Here is a 13,035-nt window from a genome sequence, read left to right as displayed (position 1 = left end):
GATCCACTATGTGTTCGCGTGTTTGGCAAGGTAGCGGTGTCGTCGTGTTGTCATGGCTGCTGCTTGCCTGTTCCTCCAGCAAGACTGCGGCTCCGGTGCACAGCCTGGGCAATGATCAGGTCGCTTCGACCATCCCCGTGCGTCAAGGTATGACCAAGCCCGGCATTGCAGGCAACGGGTACACCGTGGTCAAAGGAGACACTCTCTATTCCATTGCATTTCGTTCTGGCATGGATGTGGCTTCGCTTATCAGCATCAATGGCATCACTCCCCCCTATAACATTTATCCCGGCCAGCAGCTCAGGCTCGATGGCGCTTCCGCCCCTATGGCGGTGGCAACCGTCGGCAGCCCTGTCAGTCGTGGCAGCGTGACGGGGTCTGGCAGTTACGAGGTGCGCCGTGGCGATACATTGAGCAGCATCGGTCGCCAGTTCGGTCTTTCCAACCAGGCGTTGGCCCAGCGCAACAACCTCCAGGCTCCTTATGCATTGCACGTGGGCCAGGTGCTCAATGTGGGGGGAGCGGGTTCCTCGGGTGGTCAGATGGTGGCAGCAACCACACCGGTTGTGACCAGCACGGGGCCCAAACCCCTGGCCACGGCTCCGGCAGGTACGACCACACCATTTATTGCTCAGAAAACGATTGCTCCTGCCTCGTCAACAGCATACGCTCAGGCGAAAGAACAAAAAACCGTCAGTTCCTCGTCAACACTCTCCTGGCATTGGCCGACCAAAGGGCGGATCGTTGAAGGCTTCTCCGTTGCGGAACAAGGCAACAAGGGCATCGACATTTCCGGCCAGAAGGGCCAACCCATTTACGCTGCGAGCAGCGGCAAAGTGGTCTATGCGGGCAGTGCACTGCGAGGTTATGGCAAGCTGATAATTCTCAAGCACAACGATGACTACCTCTCCGCCTACGCTCACAACGATGAGTTGAGGGTCAAGGAGGGAGACACCGTGAAGGGCGGAGCGGTTATCGCCAATATGGGTAGCACGGATGCGCCGGATGTGCGCTTGCACTTTGAAATCCGGTACAAAGGCAAGTCGATCAACCCGATGGGCTATTTGCCAAAGCGTTAACTCAGAGAGCTGAGTCTTACTCTGGTGTAGGTCAGGGAGAGATATCATGAGCCAAGAACAACTGGTAATGCAGGATGCAGAGTTAGAGTTCGACGAGGAGCTGGAGGTTCAGGAGGAAGAAGAGGTTCAGGAAGTGGCGGCCGAAGCCGAAGAAACCATTTCCGATGAACTGATGGCGCCCGAGCTGAACAAGGTAATGGACGCCACCCAGCTCTATCTGGGGGAGATAGGTTTCTCCCCCTTGCTCACGGCCGAAGAGGAAGTCTACTACGCCCGCCGTGCTCTGCGTGGCGACAAAGCGGCGCGCAAGCGCATGATTGAATCCAACCTGCGCCTGGTGGTCAAGATTGCCCGGCGCTACAACAACCGCGGCCTGGTGCTGCTGGATCTCATCGAAGAGGGCAACCTCGGTCTTATTCGCGCGGTCGAGAAGTTTGACCCCGAGCGAGGCTTCCGTTTCTCTACCTATGCCACCTGGTGGATCCGCCAGACCATAGAGCGGGCCATCATGAACCAGACCCGGACCATTCGTCTGCCCATCCATGTGGTCAAGGAGCTGAACGTCTATCTGCGCACTGCGCGCGAGCTTTCCCATCGTCTCGACCATGAGCCGACCGCCGAGGATATCGCCTCTGCACTGGATCGCTCTGTGGACGATGTGAATCGCATGCTCAAGCTCAACGAGAAGATCACCTCGGTGGATACTCCCATTGGTGGCGATCGCGACAAGGCGCTGCTGGATGTACTTTCCGACGAGCGCGGCATGGGGCCCGAGCTGGAGTCCCAGGAAGATGACATGCGCAGCAGCATAGTGCATTGGCTGGAGGAGCTGAATCCCAAGCAGCGCGAAGTGCTGGCCCGCCGTTTCGGTCTGCTCGGCTATGAACCGGCCACCTTGGAAGACGTGGGCGCCGAGATTGGTCTGACCCGCGAGCGGGTGCGTCAGATCCAGGTAGAAGGGTTGCGCCGCTTGCGGGAGATCCTGCTGGGGCAGGGACTCTCCATCGAAGCGTTGTTCCGCACCAACTAAACGGGTATGAATACCGTCATCAAGATGAAAAAGGGGCCGCAGGCCCCTTTCTTTTTGTCGTGGATCGTCAGGATCACACCGGATCCAGGGTATCCAGCGGCCAGCGCGGCACGGCCTTGACGACCAGGGGTTCGAAGACTCCCGCCTTAAGGCGTTGCATGCCTGCATAGGCGATCATGGCGCCGTTGTCGGTGCAGTATTCGGTGCGCGGGTAGAAGACTTCACCTTTGAGGCTCTCCATCAGCTCGGCCAGCTGGGCGCGCAGATGACGGTTGGCGCTGACGCCGCCTGCCACGACCAGACGATTGAGACCGGTCTCTTTCAGGGCACGACGGCACTTGATGGCCAGGGTGTCGACCACTGCATCCTCAAACGCCCGGGCGATGTCGGCACGGGTCTGCTCGTCGTCGCCATTGGCTGCTATGGTATTGGCGGCAAAGGTCTTGAGGCCGGAGAAGCTCATGTCGAGCCCGGGACGGTCGGTCATGGGACGCGGGAAGGTAAAGCGTCCAGTGGTGCCCTTTTCTGCCAGCCGGGAGAGCAGCGGACCACCGGGGTAGTCCAGACCCATCAGCTTGGCGGTCTTGTCGAACGCCTCACCGGCGGCATCGTCGATCGATTCGCCCAGCAACTGGTAGCTGCCGATGCCATCGACCCGAACCAGCATGGAGTGCCCGCCGGAAACCAAGAGCGCCACGAAGGGGAACTCGGGGGCCTTCTCTTCCAGCATGGGGGCCAGCAGGTGACCTTCCATGTGGTGTACGGCGATGGCCGGCTTGTCCCAGGCCATGGCCAGCGAGCGGCCTATGGTCGCCCCGACCAGGATGGCGCCAACCAGACCTGGCCCCGCGGTATAGGCGATGCCATCGATGTCATCCTTGCCAAGTCCGGCCTCTTTCAAGGCGGCCTGGATCAAGGGGATCGTCTTGCGTACATGGTCCCGGCTGGCGAGCTCGGGAACGACGCCGCCGTAGTCCGCATGCAGCTTGACCTGGCTGTACAACTGGTGGGAAAGGATCCCTTTTTGATCATCGAAGATCGCGATCCCGGTTTCGTCACAGGATGTCTCTATGCCCAATACACGCATTGCTAAAAAATTTCACTGCTAAAATGAGACGGCTATGGTAACCTTCGCGGGTTTTTTAAACCAGAGCGATCTCTGCGGGTTTACTTTCATTCCCTGTCCAGAGTATAATTTCGCACCATTTTAAGACATGCTGATCGATTGAAGGTCAGCTAACAATTTATCACTGAGGTGAAAGGCACATGCCAGTAATCAAAGTCCGTGAAAATGAGCCGTTTGACGTTGCTCTGCGTCGCTTCAAGCGTTCTTGCGAAAAGGCCGGTATCCTGTCCGAAGTTCGTAGCCGTGAGTTCTACGAGAAGCCGACTACCATTCGCAAGCGCGCCAAAGCGTCCGCTGTCAAGCGTCACGCCAAGAAGCTGTCCCGCGAAAACGCACGTCGTATCCGCCTGTACTAATCAAGGGATCATGCCGTGTCTCTGAAGGATCAACTCAAGGATCAGCAAAAGCTCGCCATGCTTGCCAAAGACAAGCCTCGGTTGGGTGCTATCCGCTTGTTGATGGCAGAAATCAAGCAGCGTGAAGTCGATACCCGTGTCGAGCTCAATGATGAAGAGATCCTCGCTGTCGTGACCAAAATGGTCAAACAGCGTCGCGATTCCATCAGCCAGTTTGAAGCTGCCGGTCGCCAGGATCTCGCCGACAAAGAGTCCGCCGAGATCGTTGTGCTGCAGGAGTTCCTGCCACAACAGCTGACCGCAGACGAAATTGCCGCCCTGATCGAGCAAGCCATCACTGAAAGTGGTGCTGCCGTCATGGCTGACATGGGTAAAGTCATGGCTGTCTTGAAGCCAAAAATTCAGGGGCGTGCCGATGTCGGCGCCGTCAGTGCTCAGGTGAAAACCCGCTTGGCGTAACAGGCAACTCTCTTGTTTGGTCGAAGAAGCCGTGCTTCCCACTGGAATGCGCGGCTTTTTTATTTCCTATGCAATGAAACAGGACGGTTATGGCTGGCAGGATCCCGCAATCCTTTATCGATGATCTGCTCGTACGCACGGACATAGTCGAGTTGATCGACTCCCGTGTGCGGTTGAAGAAAGCCGGTAAGAACTACCAGGCTTGCTGCCCTTTTCATAACGAAAAAAGCCCCTCCTTTACCGTCAGCCAGGAGAAGCAGTTCTATCACTGTTTCGGTTGTGGTGCCCACGGCAATGCCATCGGCTTTGTCATGGAGTACGACGGCCTGGAATTCCCCGATGCCATCGAAGAGCTGGCAAGCCTGCACGGTATGCAGGTCCCCCGTGAGCAAACGGCGAGTGGATCAAGCCATAGCCAACCAGCCGTCAGCAAGGATCTGTTCGAGCTGATGAACCAGATTGCGCGCTTCTACGAGAGCAATCTCAAGAACGCGCCTCAGGCGGTGGAGTATCTGAAAGGCCGGGGCCTGACTGGCGAGGTGGTCAAGCGCTTCAACATCGGTTATGCCCCTGGGGACTGGGATCAGGTGCGTCGCCGCTTTGGCGCCAGTAGGGATCACGAACAACTGCTGATTTCGGGCGGTATGCTGATCCCCCGTGACAGCGGCCCGGGCAGCTACGATCGTTTCCGCGATCGCATCATGTTTCCGATCCGGGACAAACGCGGTCGGGTCATCGGCTTCGGTGGCCGAGTGCTGGGGGATGGCACGCCCAAGTACCTGAACTCCCCCGAAACCCCCATCTTCCACAAGGGGCGAGAGCTGTTCGGCCTTTATGAGGTCAAGCAGGCACACAAGGATCCGCGCCGGATCCTTGTGGTGGAAGGCTACATGGATGTGGTGGCGCTCGGCCAGTACGACATCGACTATGCGGTGGCGGCACTGGGGACTGCGACCACCAGCGATCACATCCACACCCTGTTCCGTACCACGGCAGAGGTGGTCTGTTGCTACGACGGCGACAACGCCGGTCGGGAAGCGGCCTGGCGGGCGCTCGATAACGCGCTCTCCCACCTGCAGGACGGCCGTGAACTCAAGTTCGTCTTTTTGCCGGATGGCGAGGATCCCGACTCGCTGGTACGCCAGATCGGCAAGGAGGGGTTCGAAGCGCTGCTCGACAAGGCCCAGTCGTTTGCGGATTTCATGTTCGAACGCCTCGGGCGCGATGCGGCTCTTTCCGGTGAGGCAGGCAAGTTTGAAGTGGCCAACAAGGCCGCCGAGCTGATTCGTCGGGTACCGGAAGGTTTCACTCGCGAGGGGTTGATTACCCGACTTTCCAGCATGATGCGCTGGGGAGAAAACAAGCAGCGGATTGCCGAGCTGTTTGCCCGCAACAGCCAGCCCAAGGCGGAAGTTAACAAACCCAAGGCGACCAAACTGACGCCGATCCGCAGGGCTCTGGCCCTGATGGTGCAGTATCCGGCGATCACCGCCGAGCTGCCGGCCATGCCCGAGTTGGCCGGGCTGCGCCTGCAGGGGATCCCTTTCCTGCTGCAACTGCACCAGCAGATCCTGATCCAGCCGGGAGTGACAACGGGTATCCTGCTGGAGCATTGGCGCGGCACAAAAGAGGGAGAAATACTTGCCCAGCTGGCGATGCATGACCTGTTTGAAGAGGTAAAGCTCGACCAGGAGCCCGATATTCTGGGAGAATTGCAGGATACCTTTGTCGGTTTCATCAACCTTTTCCTGAAGCAACGGATCGAAGAATTGCAGGCCAAGGTGGCGCAGGAAGGGCTAAGCTCTGAAGAAACTCAGGAGCTGATGATGCTGATCAGAGAGGTGCAGATTGAGAAAAGAAATGAGAGTGGGGCTTGATATTTGAGTGAGCAGTCCCAATATGAATAGCGTTGCCCGAATCGACGGGATTGAAAGCAAACACTTTATAACCACCTGGCCCCGACAACACTGCGGGCAGGGGTTTCTCATGACCGACGCCGCAACCAGACATAGCATGTCTGGCGGTTTTCTATTAGAATTGGCTATTTGCGCAGCAGCGCACTGTACGCGCAACCTAGCAACACCAACCGGATGAGTTCTATGGAGCAAACCCCGCAGTCTCAGCTTAAACTCCTCGTTGCCAAAGGTAAAGAACAGGGCTACCTGACCTATGCCGAGGTGAACGATCACCTCCCGCAAGACATTGTCGATTCAGACCAGATCGAAGACATCATCCAGATGATCAACGATATGGGCATTCAAGTGGTTGAAAACGCTCCGGATGCCGATGACCTTATCATGGCTGAAGGTGGTACCGCCGATGAGGACGCTGCCGAAGCAGCGGCCCAGGCTCTGGCATCTGTTGAATCTGAGATTGGTCGCACGACCGATCCCGTCCGCATGTACATGCGGGAAATGGGTACCGTCGAACTGCTGACCCGCGAAGGCGAGATCGACATCGCCAAGCGGATCGAAGACGGTATCAACCAGGTACAAAGCTCCGTCGCCGAGTACCCTGAAGCCATCACCTATCTGCTCGAACAGTACGACAAGTACGAAGCCGAGCAGCTTCGCCTGTCCGACATCATCTCCGGCTTCATCGATCCGAACGAAGTGGATGACGTGGCGCCGACCGCCACTCATATCGGCTCCGAGCTCAGCGAGGACGACCTCGCCGACGAAGACGAAGACGAAGATGAGGACGAAGACGAAGACGGTGACAACTCCGACGATGACGGCGACGGTGGCCCGGATCCGGAAGTCGCTCGCGAGAAATTCGGCGAACTGCGTGCCCAGTACGAGGTGACTCGTCTCTCCATTCAGCAGAATGGTCGTGCCCACGACGACACCCAGAATGCCATCGCCCAGCTGGCCGATGTCTTCCGTCAATTCCGCCTGATGCCCAAGCAGTTCGATCGCCTGGTCAACAATATGCGGGAGATGATGGAGCGTGTCCGCGTGCAGGAACGCATCATCATGAAGCTCTGCGTTGAGCAGGCCAAGATGCCGAAGAAGACCTTCGTCGCGGCCTTCACCAACAACGAGTGCGAAACTGCCTGGTTCGAATACCAGAAGCAGGCCGGCAAGGCGTGGTCTCCCCGTCTGCTCGAGATGGACGAAGAAGTACTGCGTTCCATCGGCAAGCTGCAGCAGATCGAAGAAGAGACCGGTCTGTCCATCGCCCAGATCAAGGATATCAACCGCCGCATGAGCATTGGTGAGGCCAAAGCCCGCCGTGCGAAGAAAGAGATGGTTGAGGCCAACCTGCGTCTGGTTATCTCCATCGCCAAGAAGTACACCAACCGCGGTCTGCAGTTCCTGGATCTGATCCAGGAGGGCAACATCGGTCTGATGAAGGCGGTCGACAAGTTCGAATATCGTCGCGGCTACAAGTTCTCGACCTATGCCACCTGGTGGATCCGTCAGGCCATTACCCGCTCCATCGCGGATCAGGCCCGTACTATCCGTATCCCGGTGCACATGATCGAGACCATCAACAAGCTCAACCGCATCTCCCGCCAGATGCTGCAGGAGATGGGTCGTGAACCGAACCCGGAAGAGCTGGCCATGCGCATGGGCATGCCGGAAGACAAGATCCGCAAGGTACTGAAAATCGCCAAGGAGCCCATCTCCATGGAGACGCCCATCGGTGATGACGAAGACTCCCACTTGGGCGACTTCATCGAAGATACCACCCTGGCTCTGCCAGCGGATGCGGCCACCAGCGAGAGCCTGCGCAACGCGACCCGCGAAGTGCTGGCCGGGCTGACCGCACGGGAAGCCAAGGTACTGCGCATGCGCTTCGGTATCGACATGAACACCGACCACACCCTCGAGGAAGTGGGCAAGCAGTTCGACGTCACCCGTGAGCGTATCCGTCAGATCGAAGCCAAGGCCCTGCGCAAACTGCGCCATCCGAGCCGCTCGGAAGTGCTGCGCAGCTTCCTGGACGAGTAGTCCCGGGTTCTGTCAGCCTGACATTGCAACAAAAAGCCCCGCCATGCGGGGCTTTGTTTTATCCGTGCTGGCATGGGCGTGAAGAGGGGTCATGGAACCGCTTGAATATGGATGAAATCTCGCCAAGTGGTTGATCTGACTATGGACGGGGTATCCGCCATCCCCTATAATCCACGCCGCTAACCAGCATCAATGGCCCCTTAGCTCAGTTGGTCAGAGCAGTCGACTCATAATCGATTGGTCGTGGGTTCAAGTCCCCCAGGGGCCACCATTTTCAGAAAAAGCCGCTCTTTTGAGCGGCTTTGTCGTTTCTGGCGTTCACCAGCGTCTGTCCAGATCCTCGGCATAGAGCGCCATGGCGCGCCGGTAGGGAAGCAGGGCGGGATCCGTGGTGGTGGTCGCGAGGATCCCCAGCAGCGTCTCCATCCCCTCCTTGCTGCGCCCTAGGTTGTAGCAGGTCATGGCGCGAAACACCTTGAACTCCACGGCATCGGGGAAGCGGGCCAGGGCCTCGTCAAAGGTGGCCAGCGCCTCGGCATGACGGCCCGTGGTGCGATAGGAGCTGCCAAGTCCAAGCAGGGCCCCGCGCAGCGACGCCTCGCCAAGCCCCAGCGACACGGCCTTCTGATAGAGCGGAATGGCCTCGGCCTCTCGCCCCAGCATGTCGTGCAGTCCGGCCACTTCGTAATGCAGCTCGGCGTGGGCCGGGTGCGCGATGAGTTGCAGCAGACCGTGCTGACGGGCTTCCTCGATCCGTCCCTCGGCCTTGAGGGTGTTCAACTGTTTCATATGTGCTCCTGCATGGGGATGAAGGATCAGTATGCCTGCCGACAGGCTGGCGGGGAACGGGTCATGGAGCCATGAAAAAGGCCTCCCGCCGATGGCGGGAGGCCTGGCTCGGCGCCGGGGCGCAATCGCCCTGGCGTGTGTCCAGCCTTACTGGGCGCTCAGGCTGTAGGCCAGGGTCTGGTCGTTGAAGCGCACCACATAGGCACCGACCACTGCCGTGGTGATGTCTGCCCCGGCCAGCTCGGCCACGCCATCCTTGTTGGTGTCGCCGTAGTTCTGGGTCCAGTCCCCCTTGACGTCGAACTTGAAGCGCTGGCCACCGTTCCCATCACCGCTGCCGGTGAAGGTGACGCTGGCCTGCCAGAGGTGATCCCCGACCAGGGACATGGGGGTGGTGCCCCAGTTGTTGGTGGTGCCGCGAATGTTGAGGCTGGCGACATTCTTGGCATAGGTGACGCTCACCGGAGTCAGGCTGTATTGCAGGGTCTGATCGTTGAAACGTACCCGGTACTGGCCGGTGACCGAGGTCAGGATGTCACTGCCGGTCAGTTCGGCCACGCCGTCCTTGTTGGTGTCGCCGTAGTTCTGGGTCCAGTCCCCCTTGACGTCGAACTTGAAGCGCTGGTTAGTCTGACCGTCGAAGGTGACAAGGGCTTCCCACTGATTGTCGGCGATCAGCGTCATGGCAAGGGATCCCCAGGCATTGGGGGTACCGCGGAAGTTCAGGGTGGGCAGTACGCTGGCGTAGGTGCCGTTGTCGTCGGTGACGGTCACGGTGGCGCTGGCACTGGCGGTCAACCCTTCCGCATCGGTCACGGTGACCGTCACGGTATGGGTACCCGGGGTATCGAACCGGACTGTCTCCGTGGTGGCGGTGCCCCCGCTGGACCAGCTGTAGCTCACCACGCCGCCATCATCGCTGGAAGCGGAGGCGTCGAACACCACGCTCTCCCCCGCCTTGACGCTTAGGGTTTTGGGAGAGAGGGCGGCGACCGGTGCCTGGTTGCTGGTGAGGGGGTGACCGTGTAGCGCAGATCGCTCTCGCTCAGGGTGATGCGGTAGGTGCCCGCCCCGCTGACCAGGATATCCTTGCTGCTGCCCTTGTCGGCGATGCCATCCCCTTCGTTGTCGCCGTAGTTCTCGGCCCAGTTGCCGAAGACGTCGAACTTGAAGCGCTGGGCACCGGTGGCGTCACCGGTGCCGGTCAGGGTGAGGGTGGCGGACCAGACACGGTTGGCATCGACGGTCATGGGGGTGTTGCCCCAGGCGTTGTGGGTGCCGCGCAGGTTCATGCTGCTGAACTTGTTGCCCGGCAGGACGGAACCGCCGCAGGGGCTGGCCTTGGTGCAACCGGCGATGATGGCGGCCGCCTTCATGCCGGGGACGTTCAGGCTGGCCTTGCCGCTACCATCGACGGTGACATAACCGCCGCTGCAGTAGTCATTGCCCCCCAGGAGGTTGCAGTACTCGCCGGCCGGCAGGCCGGTCTGCACCGAGGCCACCAGGCTGCCGCTCTCGTTGTTGATGGCGACGAAGCCCTTGTCACCGCGGCTGAAGGCTATCTGGTTGTTGCCGTTGTCCCACCAGTTGCTGACGGGCTGGCCTTCGGTCCGGTTGTGGAACAGGGCCATGTTCATGATGGTCGGTCGGCGCTGTTCGCAGTTCCACTGGCTGTCCGTGCAGGGCGTGCTGCCCGGCGCCCCCTTGTCGGTTTCATAGGTGCCCATGTTTTCGAAGCGATAGCCCGACATTACCTGCTTCCAGCCATAGGGCCAGGCCATCATGAAGGTGTTGGCCAGATCGTAGCGGGCACCGCTCATGAAGGTGAGCATGCCGCCACCGCCGTGGCCGCGTTCGCGGTCGTGGTTGACCACGAAGACGAAGGCCTTGTTGGAGGGGAGCAGGCCCCAGCTCTCGCCCAGGGTTTTGAGGTTCTTGATCTGGCCGTTGAAGTTGGCGGCGAGATCGGTGCCATATTTGAAGTCGGTGACGGTGTCGATGTAGGTGTAGCGGCCCGGCTGAATGTCGGGGGACTCCCCGCCTGCGCCGATCACCTCCAGGTAGGCTCTGGGGCTGCCTGCCTTGTCGAGGATGGCCTTCACATCGGCCGGCGCCATGTGCTTGGCCGCATCGATGCGAAAGCCCGCCACGCCCCAGCCGAGCAGGGTCTTCATGTAGGTGGCGATCTGATCCTGGACGTAGGATGAGCCGGTATTGAGGTCCGGCATGCCGTAGAGGGCGCCGTTCCAGACGTTGTTGCTGTCGCCGTAGTTGGTGATGTCGCCGCTGTGATGGAAGTCGTTGTAGCCGAACTGGGGATATTGGTATTGCCCCGAGTTGTAGCTGCCGCCGCCGGTGGCGGTGCCCGAACCCGATGCCAGCTGGTTGAAGACGGCGTCGGCATAGACCTTGACCCCGGCCGCGTTGCAGCGGGCGATCATGCTTCTGAGCTCTGCCTCGCTACCACCGAAGCTGTTGAAATTCTTGAAGCTGACCGGTTGATAGACGGTCCACCAGACCTGGCTGCCCTGCTTGTGCTCGGCGGGCGGGGTGATCTGGACGCCACCGAACCCCTTGGGCCCGAGCACGGTCTCGCACTCGTTGGCGATGTCGTTGAACTTCCATTGGAACAGGTGAACCATGACTCCTTCGGCGCTGGCAGTGTGGCTGAAAGAGCCGAGTGCCGCCGCCAGCAGGGCGGTTCGAAACAGTGTGTTGTGCATGACGATTTTCCCTTCGATCTTGTTATTGACGTATCACTGTCGTGTAGTCGAACGGACAACAAACAACCTCGTTCAGCTCCGTAGCATTCATGAAATCGACGTGGTTGAAAATCGAACAGGCTGAATTAATTAAGAAATGTGAATGAAAATGCTTTCATGCTATTCGGTGGCAGCAGGAGGGGGCAGAGGGGAGCAGATCGGTGCGAGATCCCGTCAAGCGGGTAGCGAAGGGGATGAACAGGGGCCCCGCAAGGCCCCGTGAACGTTCAGACGTTGGGTTCCTGCTGCCCGGCACTGGCCCGGGCACGACGCCCTGGCAGCATGCGGGTGACCAGGTTGCTGCGCTGGCGCCAGGAGGTGTAGGCGATGGCGCACAGGTGCAGGGCGATCATGCCCTGGAGTGCCCAGGTGCACCACTCGTGCCAGTCGTCCGCCCCCAGATCGAAGCCGGTCTCGGTGTTCTGGAACCAGCCGGTCCCTGCGGTGGCGAGTACCAGCAGCCAGAGTGCCCAGACCGCCAGCTTGCCGCTGCCGTGATGGCCCGGGGTGGGCGGGGTCCGTTCGCGCAGGGCGTCGGCCTGATGGCGAAAATCCTCCCGGCTCGGGATGAGGGCGCGCAGGCGGGCGTGGCCGCGAGCGAAGGTGAGCCCCCACAGCAGGCGTATGCCGATGAGCACCATGACGGCGTATCCCATCCGCTCGTGCCACTCCTCGCCCGCCTCGTTGAGCCAGAGGTTGCCGATACAGATGGCCGCCACACCCCAGTGGGTGAGGCGCACCAGAGCATCCCAGTGGAAGGGATCAGCCTTTTTGCTTGGCATAGTTGTGGTACTCCTTCTTCAGGTCGTTGACCTTGGCCAGGTGCTCGCGCGCCTTGGCTTCGTCACCGGCCTGGAGGGCTGCCAGGCTGGCATCCAGCTCGCTCTGCACTTCGGTCATGCCTTCCAGGAACTTCTCCTTCTTGGCGGCGGGCATGTTCTTGCTCTTGGCGACGTCCAGCTGGGCCTTCATCTCCTTGATGTATTTCTCCATGGTGGCCGCGTCGTCGGCCTTGACGGCCTGCTTGTAGTTGAAGCCGATCTTCTTCATCGGCTGCTCCAGATCGCCGGCCATGGCAGGCAGGGCCATCAGGCCGAACATCAGGGGCAGCAGCAGGGGACGCACAGTTTTCAGCATGGGATTTCCTTATGAGACGACGAGATTGCAGGTTGTTATAGCACTCATTTGAGTGCGGTTTCACGCATCATGATGCCATGAAAGGGCGATCATTGTATGAAGAAAGTGCGACCAATTGTGACGAATTGTGCAGGGGATTGCTGTGGGAATGTAGCCGAAAGAGAACGGCCACCGGATCTCGCCTCCGGCAGGGATACAAGGGCGCGCATCTGGTCCGGGAAGGGGCTCGCAGGCAGTGAATCATGCTGCCATTATTTATCAAAAATAGATTTTTTAACGTCATGTGAGTTTTTCAGGTGTTTTTGTTTTTGAAAGCCACCATCCATGGATGATTCCACTGC

The 13,035-nt window shown here is 59.5% G+C and carries 12 protein-coding genes and 1 tRNA gene; 7 read left to right on the top strand and 6 right to left on the bottom strand.

Annotated features, from left to right (window positions below):
* Positions 1-8 precede the first annotated feature (8 nt).
* Together C2U47_RS05835 and rpoS are read left to right on the top strand one after the other, a co-directional pair.
* Positions 9-1,079, top strand: a complete 1,071-nt coding sequence (locus C2U47_RS05835; RefSeq protein WP_010675621.1) for a LysM peptidoglycan-binding domain-containing protein — start codon at positions 9-11, stop codon at positions 1,077-1,079.
* 46 nt (positions 1,080-1,125) lie between these two features.
* Positions 1,126-2,109 (top strand): RNA polymerase sigma factor RpoS, encoded by a 984-nt coding sequence (gene rpoS / locus C2U47_RS05830; RefSeq protein ID WP_010675620.1) that lies wholly within the window; start codon positions 1,126-1,128, stop codon positions 2,107-2,109.
* Positions 2,110-2,182: 73 nt separating this feature from the next.
* Here the strand turns inward: rpoS and tsaD are convergent, their stop codons facing one another.
* Positions 2,183-3,196, bottom strand: a complete 1,014-nt coding sequence (gene tsaD / locus C2U47_RS05825; protein ID WP_041213897.1) for a tRNA (adenosine(37)-N6)-threonylcarbamoyltransferase complex transferase subunit TsaD — start codon at positions 3,194-3,196, stop codon at positions 2,183-2,185.
* 179 nt (positions 3,197-3,375) lie between these two features.
* On the opposite strand from tsaD, the gene rpsU reads away from it, so the two are divergent.
* From rpsU to C2U47_RS05800, 5 genes are all read left to right on the top strand, one after another.
* Positions 3,376-3,591 carry a 30S ribosomal protein S21 gene (gene rpsU / locus C2U47_RS05820; protein ID WP_005309452.1) on the top strand — a complete coding sequence of 72 codons (216 nt, stop codon included), beginning with the start codon at positions 3,376-3,378 and terminating at the stop codon, positions 3,589-3,591.
* A 15-nt stretch (positions 3,592-3,606) separates the two neighbouring features.
* Positions 3,607-4,050: a GatB/YqeY domain-containing protein gene (locus C2U47_RS05815; RefSeq protein WP_010675618.1), complete on the top strand. Its 444-nt coding sequence runs from the start codon at positions 3,607-3,609 to the stop codon at positions 4,048-4,050.
* An 89-nt stretch (positions 4,051-4,139) separates the two neighbouring features.
* Positions 4,140-5,927, top strand: a complete 1,788-nt coding sequence (gene dnaG / locus C2U47_RS05810) for a DNA primase (RefSeq protein ID WP_049636101.1) — start codon at positions 4,140-4,142, stop codon at positions 5,925-5,927.
* Between the two features lie 183 nt (positions 5,928-6,110).
* Complete coding sequence (gene rpoD, locus C2U47_RS05805) at positions 6,111-8,006, top strand: RNA polymerase sigma factor RpoD (RefSeq protein ID WP_263639565.1); 1,896 nt, start codon at positions 6,111-6,113, stop codon at positions 8,004-8,006.
* 194 nt (positions 8,007-8,200) lie between these two features.
* A tRNA-Ile gene (locus C2U47_RS05800) sits at positions 8,201-8,277 on the top strand.
* Positions 8,278-8,324: 47 nt separating this feature from the next.
* On the opposite strand, the gene C2U47_RS05795 is transcribed toward C2U47_RS05800, so the two are convergent.
* From C2U47_RS05795 to C2U47_RS05780, 5 genes are all read right to left on the bottom strand, one after another.
* Positions 8,325-8,795, bottom strand: coding sequence for a tetratricopeptide repeat protein (locus C2U47_RS05795; protein ID WP_049636100.1), 471 nt, complete (start codon positions 8,793-8,795; stop codon positions 8,325-8,327).
* 147 nt (positions 8,796-8,942) lie between these two features.
* Complete coding sequence (locus C2U47_RS23725) at positions 8,943-9,740, bottom strand: PKD domain-containing protein (RefSeq protein ID WP_233735866.1); 798 nt, start codon at positions 9,738-9,740, stop codon at positions 8,943-8,945.
* Positions 9,741-9,760: 20 nt separating this feature from the next.
* Positions 9,761-11,518, bottom strand: a complete 1,758-nt coding sequence (locus C2U47_RS05790; protein WP_233735865.1) for an alpha amylase C-terminal domain-containing protein — start codon at positions 11,516-11,518, stop codon at positions 9,761-9,763.
* A 266-nt stretch (positions 11,519-11,784) separates the two neighbouring features.
* Positions 11,785-12,339, bottom strand: a complete 555-nt coding sequence (locus C2U47_RS05785; RefSeq protein WP_010675613.1) for a cytochrome b/b6 domain-containing protein — start codon at positions 12,337-12,339, stop codon at positions 11,785-11,787.
* Complete coding sequence (locus C2U47_RS05780) at positions 12,320-12,694, bottom strand: cytochrome b562 (RefSeq protein ID WP_049636098.1); 375 nt, start codon at positions 12,692-12,694, stop codon at positions 12,320-12,322. The genes C2U47_RS05785 and C2U47_RS05780 overlap by 20 nt, the downstream gene beginning before the upstream one ends.
* Positions 12,695-13,035 lie beyond the last annotated feature (341 nt).

It is taken from the genome of Aeromonas sp. ASNIH7, from assembly GCF_002903485.1.
Taxonomy (GTDB): Bacteria; Pseudomonadota; Gammaproteobacteria; order Enterobacterales; family Aeromonadaceae; genus Aeromonas; species Aeromonas caviae.
Note: the sequence above shows the minus strand (reverse complement) of the source record. Positions and strands in the feature narration are given on the sequence as shown.

Excerpts from the sequence above, each read along its gene's own strand:
- C2U47_RS05835 (WP_010675621.1), top strand. The coding sequence starts at position 9 with ATGTGTTCGCGTGTTTGGCAAGGTAGCGGTGTCGTCGTGTTGTCATGG.
- rpoS (WP_010675620.1), top strand. The coding sequence starts at position 1,126 with ATGAGCCAAGAACAACTGGTAATGCAGGATGCAGAGTTAGAGTTCGAC.
- tsaD (WP_041213897.1), bottom strand. The coding sequence starts at position 3,196 with ATGCGTGTATTGGGCATAGAGACATCCTGTGACGAAACCGGGATCGCG.
- rpsU (WP_005309452.1), top strand. The coding sequence starts at position 3,376 with ATGCCAGTAATCAAAGTCCGTGAAAATGAGCCGTTTGACGTTGCTCTG.
- dnaG (WP_049636101.1), top strand. The coding sequence starts at position 4,140 with ATGGCTGGCAGGATCCCGCAATCCTTTATCGATGATCTGCTCGTACGC.
- C2U47_RS05795 (WP_049636100.1), bottom strand. The coding sequence starts at position 8,795 with ATGAAACAGTTGAACACCCTCAAGGCCGAGGGACGGATCGAGGAAGCC.
- C2U47_RS05790 (WP_233735865.1), bottom strand. The coding sequence starts at position 11,518 with ATGCACAACACACTGTTTCGAACCGCCCTGCTGGCGGCGGCACTCGGC.
- C2U47_RS05785 (WP_010675613.1), bottom strand. The coding sequence starts at position 12,339 with ATGCCAAGCAAAAAGGCTGATCCCTTCCACTGGGATGCTCTGGTGCGC.
- C2U47_RS05780 (WP_049636098.1), bottom strand. The coding sequence starts at position 12,694 with ATGCTGAAAACTGTGCGTCCCCTGCTGCTGCCCCTGATGTTCGGCCTG.